The sequence below is a fragment of the Pseudomonas helleri genome (assembly GCF_045830615.1).
GTDB lineage: Bacteria > Pseudomonadota > Gammaproteobacteria > Pseudomonadales > Pseudomonadaceae > Aquipseudomonas > Aquipseudomonas helleri.
Genome location: NZ_CP174501.1, coordinates 3,455,351 through 3,478,490 on the forward strand (window position 1 = coordinate 3,455,351; position 23,140 = coordinate 3,478,490).

21 protein-coding genes are annotated in these 23,140 nt (G+C 58.9%); 13 read left to right on the plus strand and 8 right to left on the minus strand.

Translation table 11 applies throughout. From position 1 onward, the window contains the following. Positions 1–20: 20 nt before the first annotated feature. Complete coding sequence (locus ACJJU9_RS15425; protein ID WP_048369352.1) at positions 21–509, minus strand: Lrp/AsnC family transcriptional regulator; 489 nt, start codon at positions 507–509, stop codon at positions 21–23. 205 nt (positions 510–714) lie between these two features. On the opposite strand from ACJJU9_RS15425, the gene ACJJU9_RS15430 reads away from it, so the two are divergent. From ACJJU9_RS15430 to lpdA, 4 genes are read left to right on the plus strand one after another with little or no spacing between them, the layout of a single operon-like run. After that, the gene (locus ACJJU9_RS15430; RefSeq protein ID WP_048369353.1) at positions 715–1,947 is read left to right on the plus strand and encodes a 3-methyl-2-oxobutanoate dehydrogenase (2-methylpropanoyl-transferring) subunit alpha; all 1,233 of its coding nucleotides are present in this window, start codon (positions 715–717) and stop codon (positions 1,945–1,947) included. 4 nt (positions 1,948–1,951) lie between these two features. Beyond that, positions 1,952–3,007, plus strand: a complete 1,056-nt coding sequence (locus ACJJU9_RS15435; protein ID WP_407728920.1) for an alpha-ketoacid dehydrogenase subunit beta — start codon at positions 1,952–1,954, stop codon at positions 3,005–3,007. Further along, a complete protein-coding gene (locus ACJJU9_RS15440) occupies positions 3,008–4,294 on the plus strand; it encodes a dihydrolipoamide acetyltransferase family protein (RefSeq protein WP_407728921.1) in 1,287 nt (428 codons plus the stop codon). Positions 4,295–4,296: 2 nt separating this feature from the next. Further along, entirely contained in the window at positions 4,297–5,685 is a 1,389-nt protein-coding gene (lpdA, locus tag ACJJU9_RS15445; protein ID WP_407728922.1) for a dihydrolipoyl dehydrogenase, read from the plus strand. Positions 5,686–5,765: 80 nt separating this feature from the next. On the opposite strand, the gene ACJJU9_RS15450 is transcribed toward lpdA, so the two are convergent. Continuing rightward, positions 5,766–7,409 (minus strand): ABC1 kinase family protein, encoded by a 1,644-nt coding sequence (locus ACJJU9_RS15450; protein WP_407728923.1) that lies wholly within the window; start codon positions 7,407–7,409, stop codon positions 5,766–5,768. Between the two features lie 185 nt (positions 7,410–7,594). Between ACJJU9_RS15450 and ACJJU9_RS15455 the strand changes: the two genes are divergently transcribed. Both ACJJU9_RS15455 and ACJJU9_RS15460 read left to right on the plus strand, forming a co-directional pair. Continuing rightward, positions 7,595–8,980: a nucleobase:cation symporter-2 family protein gene (locus tag ACJJU9_RS15455; protein ID WP_153351574.1), complete on the plus strand. Its 1,386-nt coding sequence runs from the start codon at positions 7,595–7,597 to the stop codon at positions 8,978–8,980. Between the two features lie 153 nt (positions 8,981–9,133). Then, positions 9,134–9,391 (plus strand): helix-turn-helix domain-containing protein, encoded by a 258-nt coding sequence (locus tag ACJJU9_RS15460; protein WP_407728924.1) that lies wholly within the window; start codon positions 9,134–9,136, stop codon positions 9,389–9,391. Between the two features lie 10 nt (positions 9,392–9,401). Here ACJJU9_RS15460 and ACJJU9_RS15465 read toward each other — a convergent pair whose 3' ends face one another. From ACJJU9_RS15465 to ACJJU9_RS15485, 5 genes are read right to left on the minus strand one after another with little or no spacing between them, the layout of a single operon-like run. After that, the gene (locus ACJJU9_RS15465) at positions 9,402–10,169 is read right to left on the minus strand and encodes an ABC transporter permease (protein ID WP_048369360.1); all 768 of its coding nucleotides are present in this window, start codon (positions 10,167–10,169) and stop codon (positions 9,402–9,404) included. Further along, entirely contained in the window at positions 10,166–11,365 is a 1,200-nt protein-coding gene (locus tag ACJJU9_RS15470; protein WP_153332751.1) for an ABC transporter substrate-binding protein, read from the minus strand. The genes ACJJU9_RS15465 and ACJJU9_RS15470 overlap by 4 nt, the downstream gene beginning before the upstream one ends. Continuing rightward, complete coding sequence (locus tag ACJJU9_RS15475; RefSeq protein ID WP_407728925.1) at positions 11,331–12,179, minus strand: ABC transporter ATP-binding protein; 849 nt, start codon at positions 12,177–12,179, stop codon at positions 11,331–11,333. Before ACJJU9_RS15475 ends, ACJJU9_RS15470 begins: the two co-directional genes overlap by 35 nt. Beyond that, positions 12,176–13,246 carry an acyl-CoA dehydrogenase gene (locus ACJJU9_RS15480; protein WP_407728926.1) on the minus strand — a complete coding sequence of 357 codons (1,071 nt, stop codon included), beginning with the start codon at positions 13,244–13,246 and terminating at the stop codon, positions 12,176–12,178. Before ACJJU9_RS15480 ends, ACJJU9_RS15475 begins: the two co-directional genes overlap by 4 nt. A 32-nt stretch (positions 13,247–13,278) precedes the next feature. Continuing rightward, positions 13,279–13,836: a carboxymuconolactone decarboxylase family protein gene (locus ACJJU9_RS15485; RefSeq protein ID WP_048389590.1), complete on the minus strand. Its 558-nt coding sequence runs from the start codon at positions 13,834–13,836 to the stop codon at positions 13,279–13,281. Between the two features lie 101 nt (positions 13,837–13,937). Between ACJJU9_RS15485 and ACJJU9_RS15490 the strand changes: the two genes are divergently transcribed. From ACJJU9_RS15490 to ACJJU9_RS15500, 3 genes are all read left to right on the plus strand, one after another. After that, on the plus strand, positions 13,938–14,849 hold the full coding sequence (locus tag ACJJU9_RS15490) for a cupin domain-containing protein (protein WP_407728927.1): 912 nt from the start codon (positions 13,938–13,940) through the stop codon (positions 14,847–14,849). Positions 14,850–14,915: 66 nt separating this feature from the next. After that, a complete protein-coding gene (locus ACJJU9_RS15495) occupies positions 14,916–15,254 on the plus strand; it encodes a DUF6388 family protein (RefSeq protein WP_407728928.1) in 339 nt (112 codons plus the stop codon). Between the two features lie 299 nt (positions 15,255–15,553). After that, on the plus strand, positions 15,554–16,045 hold the full coding sequence (locus ACJJU9_RS15500; RefSeq protein ID WP_407728929.1) for a hypothetical protein: 492 nt from the start codon (positions 15,554–15,556) through the stop codon (positions 16,043–16,045). Positions 16,046–16,125: 80 nt separating this feature from the next. Here ACJJU9_RS15500 and ACJJU9_RS15505 read toward each other — a convergent pair whose 3' ends face one another. Further along, positions 16,126–17,457 carry a PLP-dependent aminotransferase family protein gene (locus ACJJU9_RS15505; RefSeq protein ID WP_407728930.1) on the minus strand — a complete coding sequence of 444 codons (1,332 nt, stop codon included), beginning with the start codon at positions 17,455–17,457 and terminating at the stop codon, positions 16,126–16,128. A gap of 98 nt (positions 17,458–17,555) precedes the next feature. On the opposite strand from ACJJU9_RS15505, the gene ACJJU9_RS15510 reads away from it, so the two are divergent. The 4 genes from ACJJU9_RS15510 to ACJJU9_RS15525 all read left to right on the plus strand — a co-directional run bounded on the left by ACJJU9_RS15510 (position 17,556) and on the right by ACJJU9_RS15525 (position 23,137). Next, the gene (locus tag ACJJU9_RS15510) at positions 17,556–18,467 is read left to right on the plus strand and encodes a DMT family transporter (RefSeq protein ID WP_407728931.1); all 912 of its coding nucleotides are present in this window, start codon (positions 17,556–17,558) and stop codon (positions 18,465–18,467) included. A gap of 257 nt (positions 18,468–18,724) precedes the next feature. Then, a complete protein-coding gene (locus ACJJU9_RS15515) occupies positions 18,725–19,570 on the plus strand; it encodes a lipopolysaccharide biosynthesis protein (RefSeq protein ID WP_407728932.1) in 846 nt (281 codons plus the stop codon). A 217-nt stretch (positions 19,571–19,787) separates the two neighbouring features. After that, on the plus strand, positions 19,788–22,061 hold the full coding sequence (locus ACJJU9_RS15520) for an FdhF/YdeP family oxidoreductase (RefSeq protein WP_407728933.1): 2,274 nt from the start codon (positions 19,788–19,790) through the stop codon (positions 22,059–22,061). A 131-nt stretch (positions 22,062–22,192) separates the two neighbouring features. After that, positions 22,193–23,137, plus strand: coding sequence for a COX aromatic rich motif-containing protein (locus ACJJU9_RS15525; RefSeq protein ID WP_407728934.1), 945 nt, complete (start codon positions 22,193–22,195; stop codon positions 23,135–23,137). Positions 23,138–23,140 lie beyond the last annotated feature (3 nt).

Genomic DNA, 23,140 nt, shown 5'->3' on the forward strand with positions numbered 1-23,140 from the left:
CTCGCTCCTACAGTTGAACATCACTCTTCCAGGGTCAGGCCGCCCGGTGGCAAGGGCAGCGCGGTTTTGTAGCGCACTTGTTTGAGGGCGAAGCTGGAACGAATGTTCGCCACCCCCGGCACTTTGGTCAGAAAGTCCATCATGAAACGCTCCAGCGCCTGAATGCTCGGCACCAGCACCCGGATCAAATAATCCGGGTCGCCAGCCATCAAATAGCACTCCATGACTTCCTGGCGATCCGAAATCGCCGCCTCAAAGTGCTGCAACGCCTCCTCGACCTGCTTCTCCAGGCTGACATGAATAAACACGTTAACGTGCAGGCCCAGCATGTCGGCGTCCAGCAGGGTCACTTGTTCACGAATCAGCCCGCGCTCTTCCATGGCTTTGACCCGGTTAAAACACGGCGTCGGTGACAAATTAACCGAGCGCGCAAGGTCCGCATTGGTGATGCGCGCATTCTGCTGAAGGTTGTTGAGAATCCCGATATCCGTTCGATCTAGCTTGCGCATGAGATAAAAACACCTGTTTTTTATGTTTATGCAGAATTCTTATCCTTATTGAGCGCAAAGCACAATCAACTACAGATAAATATTCTTCACGGTCAGGCCTATGATTGTTGTAGGACAAGATTTGGCTTTTTAAACAGCCAGATGTTCGACTCACAACTAGCTCCCGCGCCTAATAAACACGACAAGATCGAGCGTAGAGAAAGCCATGACCGACTATGCACCGCTGCGCCTGCACGTTCCCGAGCCCTCCGGCCGACCAGGCTGCAAGACCGACTTCAGCTACCTGCGCCTGACCGATGCCGGCAAGGTCCGCAAACCCGCTATCGACGTAGACCCTGCCGACACGGCTGATCTGGCCAAAGGCCTGATTCGCGTGCTTGATGATCAGGGCCAGGCACTTGGCCCGTGGGCCGAAGGCGTCCCGACCGAGGTACTGCGCGCCGGTATGCGCGCCATGCTCAAAACGCGAATTTTCGACACCCGCATGGTGGTCGCCCAGCGTCAGAAAAAAATGTCGTTCTACATGCAAAGCCTGGGCGAAGAAGCCATTGGCAGCGCTCAGGCCCTGGCGCTGAACCTGGATGACATGTGCTTCCCGACCTACCGCCAGCAGAGCATTTTGATGGCCCGCGACGTGCCGCTGGTCGACCTGATCTGCCAATTACTGTCCAACGAGCGCGACCCCCTTAAGGGTCGGCAATTGCCCATCATGTATTCGGTGCGCGACTACGGCTTTTTCAGTATTTCCGGCAACCTCGCCACTCAATTCGTACAAGCGGTCGGCTGGGGCATGGCCTCGGCCATCAAAGGCGACACCAAAATCGCCTCGGCCTGGATTGGCGATGGTGCCACCGCCGAATCAGACTTCCACACTGCCCTGACCTTTGCCCACGTGTACCGCGCGCCGGTCATTCTTAACGTGGTGAATAACCAGTGGGCGATTTCGACCTTTCAGGCCATTGCCGGCGGCGAATCCACCACCTTCGCCGGTCGTGGCGTAGGCTGCGGGATTGCCTCGCTGCGGGTTGACGGCAACGACTTTGTGGCCGTGTACGCCGCCTCGGTCTGGGCCGCAGAACGCGCGCGGCGCAACCTGGGCCCCACGCTGATCGAATGGGTCACTTACCGCGCAGGCCCGCACTCCACCTCGGATGATCCGTCCAAATACCGCCCGGCTGACGACTGGAGCCACTTCCCGCTGGGCGACCCGATTGCCCGTCTCAAGCAGCACCTGATTGCCACCGGCAACTGGTCGGAAGAAGAACACGCGGCGGTCAGCGCCGAGCTCGAAGCCGAAATCATTGGCGCGCAAAAAGAAGCCGAGCGTTTCGGCACCCTGGCGGGCGGGCAAATGCCGAGCGCCGCGACGATTTTTGAAGACGTGTACAAGGACATCCCCGACCACCTGCGTCGGCAACGTCAAGAGTTGGGGTTATAACCAGATGAACGACAACAATAAAATTCAGATGGAGAACGCCGTGAGTATCAGCACCATGACGATGATCCAGGCCCTGCGCTCGGCCATGGATGTCATGCTTGAGCGCGATGACAACGTGGTGGTGTTCGGCCAGGACGTCGGCTACTTCGGCGGCGTGTTCCGCTGCACCGAAGGCTTGCAGGCCAAGTACGGCAGCTCGCGGGTGTTTGACGCGCCGATCTCGGAAAGCGGCATCGTCGGTGCCGCCGTGGGCATGGGCGCCTACGGCTTGCGTCCGGTGGCTGAAATCCAGTTTGCCGACTACTTCTACCCGGCTTCTGACCAGATAGTCTCTGAAGCGGCACGCTTGCGCTATCGCTCGGCGGGCGAGTTCATCGCCCCCATGACCCTGCGCATGCCTTGCGGCGGCGGCATTTATGGCGGCCAGACCCACAGCCAAAGCCCCGAAGCGATGTTCACCCAAGTCTGCGGCCTGCGCACCGTCATGCCGTCCAACCCGTATGACGCCAAGGGTTTGCTGATTGCCGCCATCGAAAACGATGACCCGGTGATTTTTCTTGAGCCGAAACGCCTGTACAACGGCCCGTTCGATGGCCACCACGAGCGCCCGGTCACGCCGTGGTCAAAACACTCCGCCAGCGCCGTGCCGGATGGCTACTACACCGTGCCGCTGGACTGCGCCGCCATCGTGCGCCCTGGCACTGAAGTCACCATCCTGACCTACGGCACCACCGTCTACGTGGCCCAGGCCGCAGCCGAAGAAACCGGCATCAACGCTGAAGTCATCGACCTGCGCAGCCTGTGGCCGCTGGACCTGGATGCAATTGTTACCTCCGTAAAGAAAACCCGTCGTTGCGTTGTCGTGCACGAAGCCACCCGCACCTGCGGCTTCGGCGCCGAGCTGATTGCGCTGGTTCAAGAGCACTGCTTCCACTATCTGGAAGCACCGATTGAACGCGTAACCGGCTGGGACACGCCCTACCCGCATGCACAGGAGTGGGCCTACTTCCCCGGCCCGGCGCGAGTGGGTGCGGCTTTGCAACGGGTCATGGAGGTTTAAATGGGTACGCACGTTATCAAGATGCCGGACATTGGCGAAGGCATTGCGCAAGTTGAGCTGGTGGAGTGGTTTGTCAAAGTCGGTGACCTGGTCAGCGAAGACCAGGTGGTGGCCGACGTCATGACCGACAAAGCCACCGTGGACATTCCGAGCCCTGTGGCCGGACGTGTACTGGCGCTGGGCGGTCAGCCCGGCGAGGTCATGGCGGTGGGCAGCGAACTGATCCGCATTGAAGTCGAAGGCGCGGGCAACCTGCGTGAAGACGCTGCGCCCGCACCCGCAGTGGCCGCCGAAGCACCGGCAGTTGCGCCCAAAGCCCCGGCGCAAGCCCGGGTTGAAGTGGCGGCGGTGTCGGTGGCGGCGGTCAAAACTGCACCAACCCCGCGAGCGGCTCCTGTAGCCCGTGAAGCCAACGAACGACCGCTGGCCTCCCCGGCTGTACGAAAACGCGCATGGGATGCCGGGATTGAACTGCGTTTTGTGCAAGGCAGCGGGCCTGCAGGCCGCGTGCTGCATGACGACCTTGATGCCTACCTGGCACAGGACACCAGCACCAGCGCTGCACCTGCCAGCGGTTACGCCATGCGCACGGATGAACAGCACATCCCGGTGATCGGCCTGCGCCGCAAGATCGCGCAGCGCATGCAAGATGCCAAACGCCGCGCCGCGCACTTCAGCTACGTTGAAGAAATCGACGTGACCGCACTCGAAGAGCTGCGGGCCCAGCTCAATCAGAAATGGGGCGAGACCCGCGGCAAGCTGACCTTGCTGCCATTTTTGATGCGGGCCATGGTTGTGGCCTTGCGCGACTTCCCGCAGATCAACGTGCGCTATGACGACGAAGCGCAAATCATCACCCGTTTTGGCGCCGCCCACATTGGCGTGGCCGCGCAGAGCGATGGCGGCTTGATGGTGCCGGTGGTTCGCCACGCAGAAAGCCTGAACCTGTGGGCTGCCGCCGATGAAATCGCCCGTCTGGCCAACGCCGTGCGCACTGGCAAGGCAACCCGCGAAGAACTGTCCGGCTCGACCATCACCCTCACCAGCCTCGGCGCGCTGGGCGGCATAGCCAGCACCCCGGTGGTCAACCTGCCGGAAGTCGCCATTATTGGCGTCAACCGCATCGTCGAGCGCCCGGTTGTGGTCAAAGGCCAGATCGTGATCCGCAAAATGATGAACCTCTCCAGCTCATTCGACCATCGCGTGGTCGACGGCATGGACGCGGCGCAATTTATCCAGGCCATGCGTGGCTTGCTCGAACAACCTGCCAGCCTGTTTCTGGAGTGAATATGCAACCCACTCATCACACTACGCTGCTGATTATCGGTGGTGGTCCTGGCGGCTATGTAGCAGCGATCCGCGCCGGTCAGCTAGGTATTCCAACGGTCTTGATCGAAGGCCAGTCGCTGGGCGGTACCTGCCTCAATGTCGGCTGTATCCCGTCCAAGGCGCTGATCCACGTGGCCGAACAGTTCCACACCACGCAGCGCTACAGCGCTAACCAGTCGCCTTTAGGCATCAAGACCCAAGCTGCGACCCTGGATATCAACCAGAGCGTGCAATGGAAGAACGGCATTGTTGATCGCCTGACCACCGGTGTTGGCGCGTTGCTGAAAAAGCACGGGGTCAAGGTCATTCATGGCTGGGCCAACATCCTTGATGGCAAAGCCGTGGAAGTCGACGGGCAGCGCATCGAGTGCGAGCACCTGTTGCTGGCCACCGGCTCGCAGACGGTGGATTTGCCGATACTGCCGATTGGCGGGGCCATTATTTCGTCCACCGAAGCGCTCAACCCTGCCGCGGTCCCTAAACGTTTGACTGTCGTGGGCGCGGGTTATATCGGTCTGGAACTGGGCATCGCCTACCGCAAACTGGGGGCTGAAGTGACAGTGGTCGAGGCCCGTGAGCGGATCTTGCCAACCTATGACAAAGACCTGACGTTACCGGTGGCTGAATCGCTCAAAGCGCTGGGCATCACCCTGTACCTTGAGCACAGCGTTGAAGGCTTCCAGGCCAGCAGCAAAACCCTGTCGATGCGCAATCGCATGGGCGAAAGCCAAACCCTGGAAACCGATCAGGTGCTGGTCGCCGTCGGTCGTCGCCCGCGCACCCAGGGCTTCAATCTGGAAACCTTGGCGCTGGCCATGAACGGCTCGGCAATTCGCGTCGACAGCCGTTGCCACACCAGCATGCGCAACGTCTGGGCCATCGGCGACCTCACCGGCGAACCGATGCTCGCGCACCGGGCCATGGCGCAAGGTGAAATGGTGGCCGAGATCATTGCCGGCAAACAGCGTGAATTCAGCCCGGCAGCCATTGCGGCGGTGTGCTTTACCGACCCGGAAATAGTCGTGGTGGGCAAAAGCCCGGCTGACGCTGAAGCGGCGGGGCTGGATTTTATCAGCGCCAGCTTCCCGTTCAGCGCCAACGGCCGGGCCATGACCCTGGAATCCAAAACCGGTTTCGTACGGGTAGTCGCGCGGCGTGACAATCATTTGATTGTTGGCTGGCAAGCCGTGGGCGCCGGGGTTTCCGAGCTGTCGACCGCCTTTGCCCAGTCGTTGGAAATGGGCGCTTGCCTGGAAGACATCGCCGGCACCATCCACGCTCACCCGACCTTGGGCGAAGCCGTACAAGAAGCCACCCTGCGCGCCTTGGGGCATGCGTTGCATTTGTAACAGCCTCTTGTAGGAGCGAGCTTGTCTCGCGATCTTTTGATGGTTAAAAGATCGCGAGGCAAGCTCGCTCCTACAGATCATTACGGGCTTTTAAACAAGCTCCATAGAAACGCCAGCAAACCTCCCAATGTGGCAATCCCGGCCAACCACCCCACCGCCGACAAGCCTTGCCAAACGGGCCCGGCCGCGGCTATTTGCGGGCCAAAAGCAATCAGCAGCGCGCTGATCAACAACGCCAGTGACAGACGGGTTGAGGCTAACCGCAGCGAGCGCTCCAGGCGTTCCAGTCCCGGCATATCGACCTTGAGGTCGACCACGCCGTGCTTGAGCCGATGCACCATCAAGCGGGTCAGTTTGGGCAAGTCCGCCAACACCCCGCGCCCCAGTTGCACGCCCTCAATGCCCAGACGCTTGGCGGCTTTCCAGTCAAATTGCTCGCGCAGCATCTTTTCCACTGCAGGCTTGGCCGTGGCCACCAGATCAAGCTCCGGATCCAGCTGAGTCAACACGCCATCCGCGGTGATCAGCGCTTTAAACAGCACCAGCAAATCCGCGGGCAGCGGCAAGCGGTATTCACGGATCAACTCAAGAAAGTCGGTGATCAAGGCGCTCATTTTCAGAGGTCCGCCCTTTTGTCTCGACATGTATTCGCGGGCCGCCTGCTCGATCAGCGACAGGTCTTGCACCCGCTCGCCACTCCAGTCGATCAAGACACCCACCAATACCTCGGTGCTGCCCTCGGTCAAAGCCCGCATAAAGTTCATGACTTCAAGCCGACGGCGTTCATCAAGACGCCCCACCATGCCGAAGTCGATAAACCCCACGCGGTTCTCACTCATTGCCCGCAAGTTGCCGGGATGCGGATCACCATGAAACAGGCCATCTTCGAGCAACATTTTGATAAATGCCTGCGCTCCGCGTTTGGCCAGCAGGCTTGGGTCCAGCCCCTGCTCTATCAATGCCGCACGGGTCAGCGGGGTAAAGCTGGGCAAAAACGCCTGAACCAATAAGCGCTGGTTGCTGAACGCCCAATAAATAGCCGGGATGACGATGTGCGGGGTCTGCGCGAAATTCTGCGCCACGCTGTCGCAGTTTTGCCCCTCTTGGGTGAAGTCCAGTTCTTCGAGCATCGCCCTGGCCAGCTGCCGAACCATCTGGCGCGGTTGATACAGCGCCAGCGCATCATTTTGCTCAATCAACTGCGCGAGGCTTTCCAGCAACTGCAAATCCGCGGTCATTTGTTGGCGCAAGCCGGGCCGCTGGACTTTGACCACCACCGCCTCACCCGTGAGCAACCGCGCGCGGTAGACCTGGGCCATCGATGCCGCCGCCAAAGGTTGGGTGTCAAATTCGGCAAACGCCTGATCCAGCTCACAGCCCAGGTCTTCCAACACTTGGGCTTCAAGCTCACACCAGGGCAAGGTCGAAGCCTGACTGTGCAAGGCTTGCAGTTCTTCAACCCACGCAGGCGGCAGGATGTCACTGCGGCTGGCGAGTATCTGCCCGCACTTGATAAACGTCGGCCCCAACGTTTCCAGGGCCATGCGAACCCGCTGCGGGGTAGTGGCGGGCAGCGATTCGCCGGGTTCGGCCTTCACCTCGGCGAGCAAGCGCCCCAGCCCCAGGCGAATCAAGACGTCCTGCGCGCCAAAGCGCACCAGGGTCGCCACAATGTGCTGCAGTCGGCGATGGTGTTTCAAGGCGGTCCAGGTGGGTTCAAGCATCAAGTCACGTCCCTTTAAAAGTGCTGCCGTGTGCCCTTCGGGCCTTTAACTGCGACCACAACGCGGCTTAATCATTCGATTGATTTAAGTTCGCTTGGGCCCGGAGCGAAAGCCCGTGCAAGCAAACACTGGGCGTGGTGGCCTAACACCAGTAGAATCGCGCTCTTTTTTCCAGGGCGCTCGCCATGACCTCTCCCAAAACCCCGCATGAAGCCGAGTCCCAGACCAGCGAACTGGTCTTTGGCCTCGAAGACCGCCCCAAGCCGTGGATCGGCTTTCTGGCCGCGCTGCAACATCTGTTGGCCATCATCGTGCCAATCGTTACCCCCGGGCTGCTGATTTGTCAGGCACTCGGGGTGTCGAGCCGCGACACCAACTTGATTGTCTCCATGTCGCTGGTGATCTCTGGCATCGCGACCTTTGTGCAATGCAAACGCTTCGGACCTTTTGGCGCCGGTTTGTTGATTGTTCAGGGCACCAGCTTCAACTTTGTCGGCCCGCTGATTGCCGGTGGCGCGTTGATGGTCAAACAAGGCACCCCGGTCGAGGGCGTGATGGCCGCGATTTTCGGTGTGGTGATTGCCGGGTCGTTTGTCGAAATGGGCATCTCGCGGGTCTTGCCGTTTGTTAAACGCATGATCACCCCGCTGGTCACCGGCATCGTGGTGCTGATGATTGGCCTGACGCTGATTAAAGTCGGCCTGATCAGCATGGGCGGCGGTTTTAGCGCCATGGCCAATGGCACCTTCGCCAACGGTGAAAACCTGATGCTGTCCGGCGTAGTGCTGGCGATTATCGTGATCCTCAACCGTATCCCGCTGGTGTGGATGCGCAGTTGCGCCATTGTCATCGCTTTGGCGGTGGGCTACGCGCTGGCGGGTTATCTGGGCCGTCTGGACTTCACCGGCATGCATCAGGCCGAAGTGTTCCAGGTGCCGGTGCCGCTGCACTTTGGCCTGGGGTTCTCGTGGGCGTTGTTTATCCCGATGCTGGTGATTTACCTGGTGACGTCGCTGGAAGCGATTGGCGACGTGACCGCCACCAGCAAAATATCGCGCCAGCCAGTTGAAGGCCCGGTGTGGATGCAGCGTATCAAGGGCGGCGTGCTGGTCAACGGCGCCAACTCGTTGCTGGCCGGTGTGTTCAACACCTTCCCAAGCTCGATCTTTGCGCAAAACAACGGCGTGATTCAGCTCACCGGGATTGCCAGCCGCCATGTCGGTGTGTGGATTGCCGGCATGTTGATCCTGCTGGGCTTGTTCCCAAGCGTGGCCGGGGCCATCCAGGCCGTACCGGAACCAGTACTGGGCGGCGCGGCCATGGTGATGTTCGGTGCGGTGGCGGCGTCGGGGATCAATATTCTGGCGAGCATTCAACTGGACCGTCGCGCATTGCTGATCATTGCCGTGTCGTTGGCCTTGGGCCTGGGCGTGTCGCAAGTGCCTGAGTTCCTCGCCCATATGCCAGCAGCCTTGCGCGATGTGCTGGAGTCCGGGGTCGCCACAGGCGGTATTTGCGCCCTACTGCTGAACTGGTTCCTGCCAGAAACAGAAGCCCGGCCAGCCGTCTGATACCCCGCCATGCAGGATTGTTTAGAAGCAATCCTGCATGGATTTGGTAAATATCCTACTTGTTAGTAGGCATTTACAGCTCCCGCCCTTTCCCTATTTCATTGCTTGAATTACTCTTTTTTGTGACCCCTCTGGCTATCACGGGCTGCATCTATGAGTACATACGGATCACGCTTAAAGCAGGAACGTCTGCGCCTGAAGCTGACGCAAGAACTTTTCGCCGACGCTGGCGGGATTGGCCGTTACGCACAAGGCTGTTATGAGCGGGACCTGAGCATGCCTCGCGCCGATTATCTGGCCGCCATCACCATGATCGGTGTGGATGTGCTGTACATCATCACCGGCCGTCGCACCACGCACAGGCAGCCACCCTTCGGTTCATTGAGCAAAGGTTCTATGACCGAACACTAGCGGCACCGGCTCAGGCATGCACCCAACGCCGGTGCAGGCTGCGCGCGCAAGCATCCAGGGCAAAGCCCAGCACACCGATCAGCACCACCATGGCCATCAGCTCTGAGTAAGCCAGGCGGTCACGCGTGTCGAGGATGAAGTATCCCAAACCGGCACTCACACCGAGCATTTCGCATGGCACCAGCACGATCCATAAGATCCCTATCGACAACCGCACCCCGGTCAAGACATGCCCCAAAACCCCCGGCAGAATGACCCGGCGCAAGGTTTCCCAACGCGTGGCACTCAGGCTTCGGCTCAGTTGCAGCCACCTCGGGTCCAGTTGCCGAACACCGGCGATGGTATTGAGCAAAATCGGCCACACGGCGGCAAACGTTAGCAAAAAGTAGATCGGCTGATCGCCCACGCCCATCAGCATCACCACCACCGGCATCCAAGACAGCGGCGAGATCATCCGTAAAAACTGAAACGCTGGCGTGGTGGCCGCTTCAAGGTTGCGCGAGCCGCCAATCAACAGGCCCAGCGGCACGCCGATCAACAGGGCCATCAGCAAGCTGATCAGAATGCGCTTTACGCTCACCCAGACGTTGTCATACAGCTGCGCACTGCCGAGCAAGTCAAACAGGCTGGCAAAGGTGGCCTGCGGCGAGAATCGTGCCGACAGCCCCTGCGCGCTGCCGAATAGCTCAATGCCCAGCCACCACAGCAGCAACAGGCTCAACAGCCCTGCCACGCCGAGCAGCCATTGGCGTGCAAGTGAAGGTGCTTGGGTTTTCAAAAGCCGAACTCCTCGGTGCGCTCAAAACTATCGGGCAGGCCGAACGCTTTCAGGCCACCGACGCTGGCAATGCTGTTTTTGACGAAGCGGTCGTCCACCAGGTCCTGCGCCACCTGTTTGGGGTCGAGGTCAGCGAGAAAACCGTTATCGCCCTGAATCAGCGTGTGTTTGAGGCGCGTGACCAGCTCTTCGGTGTAGCTCGGGAAAGGATACGGCTGGAAGTCGATGCGCTGTTCGTCCCAATTCGCGTGCCGGATCGCACCGTCATGCTCATAGCCCGTGCGCTCCGTGGCCGCAGGGGACAGCACCCGCTGCAACACCTGCGAGCTGTGCGGGGTGTAGCGATTTTCGCCGTCTTTAGCCAACAGTTTGGCGGCCTGTTCACGGTTGTCGCGGGTCCAGACTTGCGCTTTAACAATGGCATTCACGACTTTTTGCGACCACTCGGGGCGATTGTTCAAGTCATGCTCGTGCATAAACACCACGCAGCAGGCGTGGTTGCGCCACATGTCCCCGGTAAAGCGCTGCACACGCCCAACCTTAAGGTCTTCAGCCAGGGCATTGAACGGCTCGGCAACGATGTAGCCGGCGATACGCTGGGTGGCCAGTGCTGGCGGCATGTCTGAAGGCGGCATCACCACCAGATTGACCTCATTCGCGGCCAACGGGCTGTTGACGGGCCGTGTCACCGGCTGCAAACCGTTTTCGCGGAACAACTGCTGCACCACCACGTTGTGGATCGAGTACCAAAACGGGATCGCTACCGATTGCCCGCCCAATTGCTTGACGTCGGTAATCTGCGGCGCCACGGTCAAACCCGAGCCGCCCACATGGTTCCAGGCCACGACCTTGGCCGGCACCTTGCTGCCATAACGTGCCCACACCGTCATCGGCGACAGCAAGTGGATCACGTTGACCTGGCCCGAAATAAACGCCTCGATCACCTGCGCCCAACTGCGCAACAGCACCGGGCGCTCGGCCTTTATGCCTTCGGCTTCAAACAGGCCATTGTTGTGCGCGACCAGCAGGGGTGTGGCATCGGTGATGGGCAGGTAGCCAATGCGAACGGGCGCATCCGGCTCGGCAGCCGCCCGCGCTTGCAAGCTGGCCAGCATTGGCAAAGCGCCCGCTGCGGTGAGCATGGCGCTGAGTTTTAAAATGTCACGTCGAGTGTGGGTAAAGTCGTCCAGGCACATGTTCACGCTCCAGCGAGTTGGGCAAAGGGTCAATAACTGCATCGGGTTTGCGGCTTGCCCGCCGAAGGGTTTTAAGAATGTCTATGCGCAAGGCACCCAGTTCATCGATCCGCTCGTCGCGCGGCTGCGCCAGATCAATGCGCCACTGCGCCACCGTCTGCGCCGGGCTGTGACCCAGTAGCAGAATTCGGTCGCTGAGCAGCAGGGCTTCGTCAATGTCATGGGTGATCAACAATGCGGCGGTGTTGTGCCGCTCGATCACTTTGAGCAAGAGCTGTTGCATGTCGGCGCGGGTCACTTCGTCGAGCGCGCCAAACGGCTCATCAAGCAAAAGCACGTGGGGTTGGCGTGCCAGACACCGCGCCAATGCGACCCGCTGCGCCATGCCGCCCGACAGTTGCGCCGGGTACTGGCCGCGTGCGTGCTGCAAGCCCACCTCGGCAATGGCCTGGTCCACCCGCGCCTTGCGTTCGGCGCTGGAGACTGTGGGCTGGCTGGCGAAATCAAGGCCAAACGCGACGTTGCTTTCAAGGCTCAACCACGGCAACAGGCTAGGGTCTTGAAAGGCCACGGCCACCCGCGGATGCGGCGCGCTGAGCGGCTGGCCCAGCACGCTGACGCTACCACCATGGGCTGTCTGCAAACCGGCCAGCACCCGCAGCAGGCTGGACTTGCCGACGCCGCTGGGGCCAAGCACCGAGACCACTTCACCGGCCATCAATTGCAGATCAAAGCCTTCCAGCACTGACTGCCAACCCGCGTCACGGGCATAGCCCAGGGTGATCTGGCGCGCCTCAAGCACCACCGCACTCATTGCGCACTGGCCTGGCTTTGACGCTGTAACTCGGCCCGCAGCTGTACCAGGCTTGGGGTCACAATCGGCACAAAGGCCGATTCGCGCCAGCGACGCGCAAACGCGCTGCCGTAAGCACTCAGGTAAGCCTTGCCACCGCTGGCTTGCAGTTCGAATTGCACGGCACTGGCGGTGGCTTCGGCCAAGGCGATGCGGATCTTGAACAGCGCTGCCGGTTGCGTCAGAAAACGGCCGTCCAGCAGCCCGGCCTTGAGGGCTGTAACGTGGCTTTCGAGAGCCGCCCGTTGCTCCTCCAGGAGTTCGAGCAAGCCTGCGCGTGGGCCTTGCAGATGCGCTTGCGCTTCATTAAGCGAACGCCGCGCCAGGCCAATGGACATGGCACATTGCAAGCCCAGGAAGGCCGGGCGCACGGCGGGCAAAAACACTTTGGCATTGTCGTGCAACAACCACTCTTCAGCCACCTGCACGCCCTGCAAATCAATGGCTGCGGTATTGCTCGACTGCAAGCCCATCAGTTGCAGGTCCGCCGAGCGCGTCAGCCCCGGCAGGGCGTCAGGGATCGCCAGCACAAACGGCGTACCGCCCTCTTCCCGATCAATCGCTGCCGCCACCACAAACCCGCTTTTGCGCAGGTTGGTCACCCAGTGCAAACGCCCGTTGAGGCTCCAGCCATTGGCCTCGGCCCGCGCCTGGACTTGCAGCGCCTCGACCCCCGACAGAAACTTCATGGCATTGGACAGGCCCGTCGCACCCGCCAGTTGACCGCTCAACAAATCGGGCAGCAAGCGCTCACCCAGGGCCTTGTTCGGGCTTTGCAGGACATATTCGATAAACGCGCGCTGGCCCCAAAACACAAACGCCGAGGCCAGCGAATGACTGGCGACACTGGCCACGCTTTCTATCGCATCGACGACGGAGCCGCCGCTGCCGCCCAACGCCGGGTCAACCCCGACCCGCAGCACATTGGCGGCCGCCAGCTGTGACAGAACGGACTGCGGGTCGCTGTGACCCAGGTCGAGCGCTTCGGCTTCGTTCTCCAGCCAATGACTGAGTACGGGGTCGAGCATGTGGGTATCTCCTTAAAATCGTGGCCCGCTGATTACTCAGGTTTGTTCCAGCTGTAACGCGCCAGCTCAGGGTTCAACGGGGTCCGCGCGAAGACGTTGGCAAAGTTGCACAAGGTCGCCAGGCTCACGCCCAGAATCACTTCCAGCGCTTGGCCTTCGGTAAAACCGGCGGCCTTGAAGGTGGCGTAAGTGCCGTCGCTGACATCACCACGGGTGGCAATCACTTCACGGGTAAACGCCGCCAGCGCTTCCAGTCGCTCAATTGGCAGTTCGGTTTGGCCGCGCAGCGCCGTCACCACTTCGTCTGGCAGCTTTGCCTTGTTTTGCGCCACGGCGGTATGCCCTGCGACACAAAAATCGCAACCATGACGCGTGGCAGCAATCAACTGCACCACTTCGCGCTCAGGCAGGGTCAGCTCAGACTTGCCGTTAAGCGCCGAAACCGTGACATAGGTTTCCAATGCCGCCGGCGCATTGGCTAGAATCCCTAGCAAGTTCGGAATAAATCCTGAGTTTTTTTGCGCGTTTTCCAGAAATGGCTTGGCGGCTTGCGGTGCGGTTTCCAGGGTATGAAGGGTGACGCGAGACATGTGGTGACTCCTGCGTAAGGTGTCTAAACAGTCTGTTGGTTATAAAAAATTCATTCCATATTCTAAAGTAGCGATTACTTGCTCCTGAGTGTTTCCATTAGATGATTTCTTCCACCCCACTAATCGATTGGTTATTAGAAAGCCTTGAGCTGGATGCCAGTCTTTTTCACGTCGGCCGTTATTGCGGCGGCTGGCACAGCAGCACCGAGGGGTTGGCCCGTGCCAGTTTCCATATGGTCGTGCAGGGCCAGTGTTGGCTGCATGTCGAGGGACAAACCACGGGTGTGCAGCTCAACGCGGGAGATGCGCTGTTTCTGCTGCAAGACTTGAAGTACCGGCTGTCCAGCGCCCAAGACCCAAGCCTGGCCGCGCAACTGCCGCGCCAGACCATGCAATCGCTCGACAGTCAGGCGGAAGATGGCGTGGGCCTGGTCTGTGGTTTCTTCCATTTTCAGCCGGGGCTTTCCGCGCTGATCATCGAAGCCCTGCCCGCGTGGATTCTCTTGCGCGCCGACGACCCGTCGTCCCACGCAGCGCGCACGCTTTTCCAGTTGATACTGGAAGAATGTCAGCGAACACCGGGGCCATCGTCAGCCCTGCTTGAGCGCCTTAGCCACCTGCTATTTCTCTATGTCTTACGCCAGCAAGTCGGCGACAACCCGAACCTGGGGGGCTTGGTCGCCTTGGCGCGGCAGCCGCTGTTTTCCAGCTTGCTGGAGCAACTGATCGAACACCCCGAGCGGCCCTGGACACTGGAAAGCATGGCCGCCTGCACTGGCCTGTCACGCTCGGCGTTTTTTAAACGGTTTAGCGAGCAGGCCGGGCAATCACCGGGGCATGTCTTACTGGCGCTGCGCATGCGCCATGCCTGCCGCTTGCTACAAACCGGGCACACCGTCGAGCAAGTCTGTGGTGCGGTGGGCTATCAGTCGATTGCCGCCTTCACCCGGGCATTTACCAAAGCGATCGGCGTGCAACCGGGGGCGTATCGCAAGCAGCATGAGCGGCGTTGAGCGGCGTTGAGCGGCTTGGCGCGCAGTCTATGCTGTGTTTATAACCTTCATCACGTGGAGATCTGTGTGACCGAACCTGGACCTCGGCATCAAAAAGCCCTTGACCGGTTCCTGGGCGAACGCCCGGAATTGGCTACTAAACTCGACAATCTAAACCCGCTGGAAGCCCGCGCGGCGGGCCTATCCATGGAGGAATATCGTCAGGAACGCCTCAACGAAGCCTTTGAAGCGGAGGCTGAAAAACTGGGCTTTTTTGCCTGGGAACTGACCCTGCAATTGACCAGTGAAACGCCCGAAGACTTTCAAGCACAGCGCCTTGAAGTACACCGCGAAGTGGCGCAAATGGCAGGCATGGAATGGGCCGAGTATTGCGAGTTGTATGGCCTTGAGGTTGAGGCGCATTAAAAGTGTAGGGGCGAGCTTGCCTCGCGATCTTTTGATCCTGGCTCTTTTTACGGGGGTGTTCGCTCGCAGCCTTCGTGCCTTGTCAGCGACTACAGGGTGTACGCGATTCAAACTGTAGGAGCGAGCTTGCTCGCGATCTGTTGATCTTGGCTCTTTTTACGGGGGTGTTCGCTCGCAGCCTTCGTGCCTCGTCAGCGACTACGGGTTGTACGCGACTCAGCCCATCTTCAGGGCCTGTGCTATACCCATAGGGACAAATGTTTGAACGCGGCACGCAGCCGCCACTGGAAGAGGTTCGCATGTTCAAAGGATTTGCTGGTTCTGCCAAAGATAAAAGCACGCACGCCGTCAACGACCTGCCGTCCAACAACATAGAACTGTTCGACAGCTACACCGGCTTGATTCTCGGCCGCCTTTACCGCAATTTCCCGCTGCCCATCACCCTGAGCGCAGAAGAATTCATCGACTACAACACCCTCGAAGACAGCAACCGCCAGCTACTGAGCCAAGAAGAAAACCTGTTTCTGGCTACCGTCAAATGGCTGGCCGACGTCGGCTACATCCACTTCGACGGCATGTCAGGCGTTTCGTTTTTTGAAGTCGTCCTTACGAGCAATGGTCTGCTGATCCTTCGAGCCTTTGCCGAAGGCCAGGATGGCACCCTCACTCTCGGAGAAAAACTTGCGCAGCACGTCCAGGGTGAAGACCCGCGGGCATTAAGGATATTGGTGACCCAAGCCCTGAATCTGGGGAGCCAGATACTCAGCCCAATGACACGCTCAGGGATTTGAACCACCAGCACAGGTCGGCCTGCCACTGAAGAGCTCAGTGGCAGCTTTTACCCGAGCAAAACCAAACCCCGCGCTAAGCCCTACGAATACGCATCAACCACCCACTTCACTTTATCCAGCCCCTCACGCAGTGACGCCAAGTCTACTGACCCTAGCGCCAGACGAATCGCTCGCGGCACATGGGTCGAGGTCGCAAATGGCTGCGCAGACGACACCGAAACGTGCTCGCGCATCAGGGCCGACACGACTTGCTCTGCGCGGGCGTCTTCAGACAAAGGCAGCCAGATAAAGTAGGAGTACGGGTGACGGACAGTGCGCAACCCAGCCAGAAGTTCGTCAGCAATGTTTTGTCGGGCATGTGCGTCTTGGCGCTTTTGCACTTCCAGACGGCTTACAGTTCCATCCTCCAGCCACGCGCTAGCAAGCGAAGTCATGACGCCGGGGGTGTTCCACGCGGTCACCCGGATCACGCGCTCCAATGCCGCGATCAGGTGGCCGGGGGCGGCCATAAAGCCGACACGCAAGCCCGCAGCAACACTTTTGGAAAGCCCTGACACGTAAATTGTCCGTTCTGGCGCCAGTTCGGCGATCGGCAGCGGTGGGCTTTCGACAAGAAAAGCGTAAGCAGCGTCTTCAATAATCTGCAGATCATGGGTGCGCGCTATGGCGACCAGTTGCTGACGCTGCTCGATGCTCATCACCCAACCCAGCGGATTGTGCAGTGTCGGCATGCTGTAAACCGCACGGACTGAACGGCTGCAGCAGAGTTTTTCCAGCGCGTTGAGATCGGGTCCGCAGTCGGTCACCGGCACAGACAAGACTTCCAGGTGCAGGGTCTGCGCAAGCGCTTTAAACCCCGGGTAAGTCAGCGCATCAACCGCCACCACATCGCCAGGTTTTAACAAGGCCATCAGCGCCACCGTCAACCCATGCTGAGCGCCATTGACGATCAACACCTGTTCGGCCGGGACGTTCAAACCGCGAGCTGACAGATGCCTCGCCACTGACGCCCGCTCGTGCAGGCGGCCGCCATGTGGCTGGTAACGCAACAACGACTCCAGATCCCCGGATAACGCCAGTTGCCGCAACGCAGTGCGAAGCATGTCGGCCTGCCCCAACGCGGACGGGTAGTTGTAGTTGAGGTCCAGCATGCCCGCCGTGACTTTCGGCTGGTCAATGCCGTGACCTGGCGGCAGCGACGTCTCCCTGACGAACGTCCCGCGCCCGGTCTCTCCGCTGACCAGCCCCATGGCCTCAAGCTCTGCATACACGCGGCTCGCCGTGACCAGCGCCAACCCCTGTGTCGCGGCCAACTGGCGATGCGTAGGCAAGCGTGTACCCGGAGACAACCGCCCTGAGCGGATATCAGCGGCAAACGAGTCAACCAGCGACTTATATCGGGAACGGGGCATCGGAATATGTATCCATGACAATATTTTGATTGTCATCAATCTTCGGCCATAGCATGCGTTTAAAGCAATCCTGCCTTTAGCCTTGAGCGTGAGACCCGATGGAACGCACCTCTAATTTGCACACCCCTGCGACCGAGAAAAACCTTTCCGGCTGGATCAACGGTTTTATCGGCGTGGTCATTTTCAGCGCCTCGTTGCCCGCGACCCGCGTCGCCGTGCAAGAGTTTAATCCGGTTTTTCTGACCTTTGCCCGAGCCTCAATCGCCGGGGTGCTGGCGCTGTGCATTCTGCTGGCGCTTAAAGCCAGACGCCCCGACCGAAGCCAGCTGTTTTCACTGCTGCTTGTGGCGATCGGCGTGGTGCTGGGGTTTCCATTGTTGACCGCATTGGCCTTGCAGCATGTCACCTCAGCGCACTCCATCGTCTTCCTCGGCCTGCTGCCGCTCTCGACTGCTGCCTTTGCCGTGTTGCGCGGGGGTGAACGCCCGCGCCCGGCGTTCTGGTTCTTCTCGGTTCTGGGCAGTGCACTGGTCATCGCGTTTGCCATCTCACAAGGGCTGACCGCCTCTGCCAGAGGCGACATGTTGATGCTGTTGGCAGTCCTGATCTGCGGTCTTGGCTACGCCGAAGGCGCCAAACTGTCGCGAACCCTGGGCGGCTGGCAGGTTATTTCATGGGCGCTGGTGCTCTCGCTGCCAATCATGGCAACACTGGCCTGCATCATGGCCCCCGCCTCTTTCACGGGTATAAGCCCGCCTGCGTGGTTCGGCCTGGGCTACATCTCAGTGTTCAGCATGTTGATCGGCTTTTTCTTCTGGTACCGCGGCCTGGCCCTGGGGGGTATTGCCGCCGTGGGCCAGCTTCAACTGTTGCAGCCTTTTTTCGGGCTGGCCCTGGCCGCTACTTTTCTGCATGAAACGGTGACCCTTGGCATGTTTGGCGTGACCGGCGCGGTGATTGTGTGTGTTATTGCGGCCAAGAAGTTTGCCGCAACCAATAAGGCCCAGTAGTTCAACAACACCACAAATAGCAGGTTCCAACTCAGAGAACCTGCTATAACTCAGCAAATTAAAAATATCAACCAGCAACAAGTTTTTTAAACTTACGTTAAGACAACTAACACTTCTTTACAGTTGTGAAAATCTGGTGAAATTTCACTCGATTATTGCTTCAAAACTTTCAAGCTGACAGATTTTTCATGAGCGAAGTCAATATCCCACACCTATACTGGAAAAGGACTGCATATGCTTTGTACATATGAGAGTAAATGTTCTTCAGCTACTGCTCCAGAGGGTTCAAAGCCATGGGCGTTGCCAGCACCTATATTTCCACCCCTTCTCCTGCGCCGCTTGCCCTGTCGGGCTGCAAGGATATTGCTGAGGGTGCTGTATTTATCATTGCTTCGGGTGCATCAGCCAAAGACTTCCCTCTAAATGAGTTTAAACACGTGCCGATGATTGTGGTGAACGGTGCGATTTCGATGTTCCTGAATACTTCAATCAGCCCTTTTTTCTATGTCTGCACCGACTCTGGCTTCTTCACACAGCAAAGCCGCTTGTTCCACGCAGGGCTGGCACTTAGCCAGCGCGTAGTCCTGCGAGAAGATTATGTGCTGCATGACATTCCCGTGCCATCCGGCGAATTCTACGCCTTGAAAAAAGCCGCTAAATCTACCTGGAGAGATTTATTCTCAGTCGAGCCTGGTAATTTGATCCGCCGCTCCAAATTCCATACAGGCCGCAACAGCAGCATCGGCTTCAGCAAAGATTTGAATGAAGGTTATTTCGACGCCAGAACAGTGGCCTATCTTGCCTTGCAAGTTGCCTATCACGCGGGCTTCAACACAGTATTTATGGTCGGAGTAGATTTGTGCCCTGATACAGGGCGTTTTTATGAGACGGTTCAATCAGACAAGTCACCCTGCGTATTGGATGAGCATATGGAATCTCGCATTCTGCCCTCCTTTGAACTGATGGCAGAAAAGGTCATAAACGCTGACTTTAGCGTTTACAACTTGTCCAGCACCTCGAAACTTCCCAGCAGCCTGATCCCCTATAAGTCAATTGATGAAGTCCGAACACTATTGCCTCACAGCAGGCAGAAGAATAATTAATCATCACTCTGTCCAAAGTCGCACACCCTGCCTGAGCATTTTTTGTGCACACGCTGGGGCATTCTTGACAGATCAATAGGGCTTACCTATGGTCAATCGTACCGATAATAACCTTATAAAAAACAGACTTATAACCGTGAGTCAGTTTGTTGGGTTACGCCCGGATTCAGGCTCAACGCTGTCGTAGAGCGTGTTTTCTGGGGTTCAAGGAGTGAACATGTCCAAGCAAGGAAAGGTCGAGGGTATTCGTGATTACACAGCGCCTGCCGGAGGATGGGGCGCGTTAAAGGCCACCGCGAATGCCATTCGCGAACAAATGGAGAATGTGCAGGCCGTCAGCACGCTCCTGAGAACCAACCAACCCGATGGGTTCGATTGCCCTGGTTGCGCCTGGCCAGACAAAAAGCACAGTTCAACTTTCGAATTTTGTGAAAACGGCGCCAAGGCTGTGACGTGGGAGGCGACCAGCAAACGTGTGACACCGGAGTTTTTTGCCGAACACACGGTCAGCGCCCTGCTCAATCGCAGCGATCACGAGCTGGAAAACTACGGCCGCCTGACCTGCCCGCTGGTGTATGACCGCGCCTCTGACACGTTTAAACCCGTGGCCTGGGACGTTGCGTTTGAACGTATTGGCGAGGTCTTACGCAGCCTCGACCCCACTCAAGTTGAGTTCTATACCTCGGGTCGAGCCTCTAACGAAGCGGCTTATCTGTTCCAGTTATTTGCCCGCGGTTTAGGCTCCAACAATTTCCCCGATTGTTCCAATCTGTGCCACGAACCCACCAGTGTCGGCCTGCCCCAGTCCATCGGCATTGGTAAGGGCACGGTGTCTCTTGATGATTTTGATCTGTGCGAGTTGGTCATCTCCATTGGCCATAATCCGGGTACGAATCACCCGCGGATGATGGGCACGCTGCATGAGGTCTCACGCCGCAAAGTACCGATCCTGGTGTTTAACCCTATTAGAGAACGCGCCCTGGAGACCTTTGCCGACCCGCAGAACATGGTTGAAATGGCGACCTATGGATCAACACCGATTGCCTCCACCTACCTGAATGTTAAAGCAGGCGGTGACGTGGCTGCGGTTAAAGGGGTGATGAAAGCTGTACTGGAACTTGAGGAGCGTGTCGGTGAAGTGCTGGACCACGCGTTTATCGCGACTCATACCCAAGGCTTTGAAGCACTGAAAGCAGACTTGGTCGCGACCGAGTGGTCGCTGATCGAACGCCACAGCGGGCTCACCCGCGCAGAGCTGGAACAAGTCGCGGCAGCCTATGCCAAATCCAATGCCACCATCATCACGTACGGCATGGGCATCACCCAGCACAATGCCGGCACTGAAAACGTGCGTTCGCTGTGCAATCTGCTGATGCTGCGCGGCAACCTGGGCAAACCGGGCGCCGGCATATGCCCGTTGCGCGGGCACTCCAATGTGCAAGGCAACCGCACGGTGGGCATCACGGAGAAACCCTCGACGAGCTTTTTGCAAAAAATTGAACAGACCTTGGGCTTTAAGCCCCCTTCTGCCCCGGGCCATAACGCGGTGCAAACCATGCAAGCCATGGTTGCCGGTACCTCAAAGGCGCTGATTTGCCTCGGCGGAAATTTTGCGGTGGCGCTGCCCGACCCCGAACAATGCTTTCCGGCCATGAAACAGCTGGACCTGAGTGTGCATATCGGCACCAAGTTGAACCGCTCACATTTGCTGGTCGCGAAAGAGACTTATATTTTCCCTTGCTTGGGCCGTACAGAACTGGACCTGCAAAATGGCATCGCGCAAGCGATTACCGTTGAAGACTCGATGTCCATGGTCCACGCCTCTGCCGGTCGCTTGCCGCCCGCCTCCGAGCACCTGCGCTCAGAACCGGCGATCGTGGCCGGGATGGCAAGCGCCGCACTGCCTCATTTGTCGATTGCGTGGCCGGAAATTGTGGCCAATTACGACCTGATCCGGGACCTGATCGAAAAAACCATCCCCGGCTTTGAAGACTATAACCAGCGAATCCGTGTGCCCGGCGGTTTCAGATTGCCCTTGCCGGCTACCGAACGCGTTTGGCACACGCCCTCCGGTAAAGCCGAGTTTTATGTGTACCCAGGTGTGGATGAAGACTGGGTGGTGCAAGGCGAGGATGTGTTAAGGCTCATGACCTTGCGCAGCCATGACCAATACAACACCACTATTTACTCCTTGGATGATCGCTACCGGGGCGTCTTCGGCCGACGCGATGTGCTGTTCATCAGCGCGCAAGACTTGCAGGCTCGCGGCCTGGCCCACGGTGATCTGGTGGACATCGAGACGGTGACCTCGGGCCGGCAAATGCGTTACGAGAAACTGACCGCCGTAGAACACGCCATCGCGCCCGGCTCGGTGGCCGCTTACTACCCGGAAGCCAACTGTTTGATTGCCCTGGACAACATTGATCCGCAGAGCGGTATTCCGGCTTACAAATCAGTGCCGGTGCGGGTCATACGCTCCAGCCTTAACTGACACCCTAGATCGATCAATCACTAGGCAGTCTCCTGACGGACCCTGGACTGGAGGTCATCTGAACGCATGCCTTGACTAAAGCCACCTCAAACAAGCGCTGATCAAGTTGTAAGACTCAAGGAGATTACCGCGTGAAAGGAATCACACCCTGCGCTCTGATTGTCTCGGGCCTTTTGCTGCCCGCACTGGCGCATGCCGCTCCATCTGCTGACACGGCGATCGCCAACGCCGGCTTTATCGACGCCGCAGGCCCGATTGCGGCCGCGCAATTTGAGCACTTCAAGACGATTATTTCGCTGATGCTCATTGTCGTCGTGCCGATTTTTATCCTCGTCCCTTGGGTGCTGTGGCGTTATCGCCGCGGCGGTCGGGGCGCGTATCGGCCTGACTGGGATTTCAACTGGGGTAACGAAGCCGTTTTGTGGGGCATACCGATCATTCTGATCGTTGTTCTCAGCTCGGCGCTGTGGGCGCACACGCACAAATATGACCCGTACCGCCCGCTCGGCAGCGACCCGCTGGACATTGAAGTGGTCTCGCTGGACTGGAAGTTCTTGTTCATCTACCCGCAGCAAGGTATCGCCACCCTTGACTACCTGGCACTGGAGCAAGACCGCCCGGTGCGCCTCAAGCTCACCAGCGGCACGGTAATGCAGTCCTTCATGATCCCGCAACTGGCCGGGCAGATTTACACCATGGCCGGCATGACCACGCAATTGAACCTGATGGCGGACCGCGCCGGTGAGTACCGCGGGCGTAACACGCAGTACAACGGCGATGGCTTTGCCACTCAATCGTTCCCCACGGTGGTGATGCCGGCCGGGCAATTCGACGCGTGGGTCCGTGACACCCGCCAAAGCGCGCAGACACTGGACCTGAGCACTTACCAAGAGCTGCTCAAACCCAGCATCGAGCATACGCCGCGCTATTACGGCAGTGTCGAAAGCGGCTTGTTCGAGCGGGTTCTCGGCAGTTTCACCGGCGGCCATGAGCACGCCAAAGCGGCTAGCGCCCACCCATCACCAGGGCATGAACAGCATCTTCAACACACCAGCACAAAAGGGGCAGAACAGTGAGTT

Excerpts from the sequence above, each read along its gene's own strand:
- ACJJU9_RS15425 (WP_048369352.1), bottom strand. The coding sequence starts at position 509 with ATGCGCAAGCTAGATCGAACGGATATCGGGATTCTCAACAACCTTCAG.
- ACJJU9_RS15430 (WP_048369353.1), top strand. The coding sequence starts at position 715 with ATGACCGACTATGCACCGCTGCGCCTGCACGTTCCCGAGCCCTCCGGC.
- ACJJU9_RS15435 (WP_407728920.1), top strand. The coding sequence starts at position 1,952 with ATGAACGACAACAATAAAATTCAGATGGAGAACGCCGTGAGTATCAGC.
- ACJJU9_RS15440 (WP_407728921.1), top strand. The coding sequence starts at position 3,008 with ATGGGTACGCACGTTATCAAGATGCCGGACATTGGCGAAGGCATTGCG.
- lpdA (WP_407728922.1), top strand. The coding sequence starts at position 4,297 with ATGCAACCCACTCATCACACTACGCTGCTGATTATCGGTGGTGGTCCT.
- ACJJU9_RS15450 (WP_407728923.1), bottom strand. The coding sequence starts at position 7,409 with ATGCTTGAACCCACCTGGACCGCCTTGAAACACCATCGCCGACTGCAG.
- ACJJU9_RS15455 (WP_153351574.1), top strand. The coding sequence starts at position 7,595 with ATGACCTCTCCCAAAACCCCGCATGAAGCCGAGTCCCAGACCAGCGAA.
- ACJJU9_RS15460 (WP_407728924.1), top strand. The coding sequence starts at position 9,134 with ATGAGTACATACGGATCACGCTTAAAGCAGGAACGTCTGCGCCTGAAG.
- ACJJU9_RS15470 (WP_153332751.1), bottom strand. The coding sequence starts at position 11,365 with ATGTGCCTGGACGACTTTACCCACACTCGACGTGACATTTTAAAACTC.
- ACJJU9_RS15475 (WP_407728925.1), bottom strand. The coding sequence starts at position 12,179 with ATGAGTGCGGTGGTGCTTGAGGCGCGCCAGATCACCCTGGGCTATGCC.
- ACJJU9_RS15480 (WP_407728926.1), bottom strand. The coding sequence starts at position 13,246 with ATGCTCGACCCCGTACTCAGTCATTGGCTGGAGAACGAAGCCGAAGCG.
- ACJJU9_RS15485 (WP_048389590.1), bottom strand. The coding sequence starts at position 13,836 with ATGTCTCGCGTCACCCTTCATACCCTGGAAACCGCACCGCAAGCCGCC.
- ACJJU9_RS15490 (WP_407728927.1), top strand. The coding sequence starts at position 13,938 with ATGATTTCTTCCACCCCACTAATCGATTGGTTATTAGAAAGCCTTGAG.
- ACJJU9_RS15500 (WP_407728929.1), top strand. The coding sequence starts at position 15,554 with ATGTTCAAAGGATTTGCTGGTTCTGCCAAAGATAAAAGCACGCACGCC.
- ACJJU9_RS15505 (WP_407728930.1), bottom strand. The coding sequence starts at position 17,457 with ATGCCCCGTTCCCGATATAAGTCGCTGGTTGACTCGTTTGCCGCTGAT.
- ACJJU9_RS15510 (WP_407728931.1), top strand. The coding sequence starts at position 17,556 with ATGGAACGCACCTCTAATTTGCACACCCCTGCGACCGAGAAAAACCTT.
- ACJJU9_RS15515 (WP_407728932.1), top strand. The coding sequence starts at position 18,725 with ATGTTCTTCAGCTACTGCTCCAGAGGGTTCAAAGCCATGGGCGTTGCC.
- ACJJU9_RS15520 (WP_407728933.1), top strand. The coding sequence starts at position 19,788 with ATGTCCAAGCAAGGAAAGGTCGAGGGTATTCGTGATTACACAGCGCCT.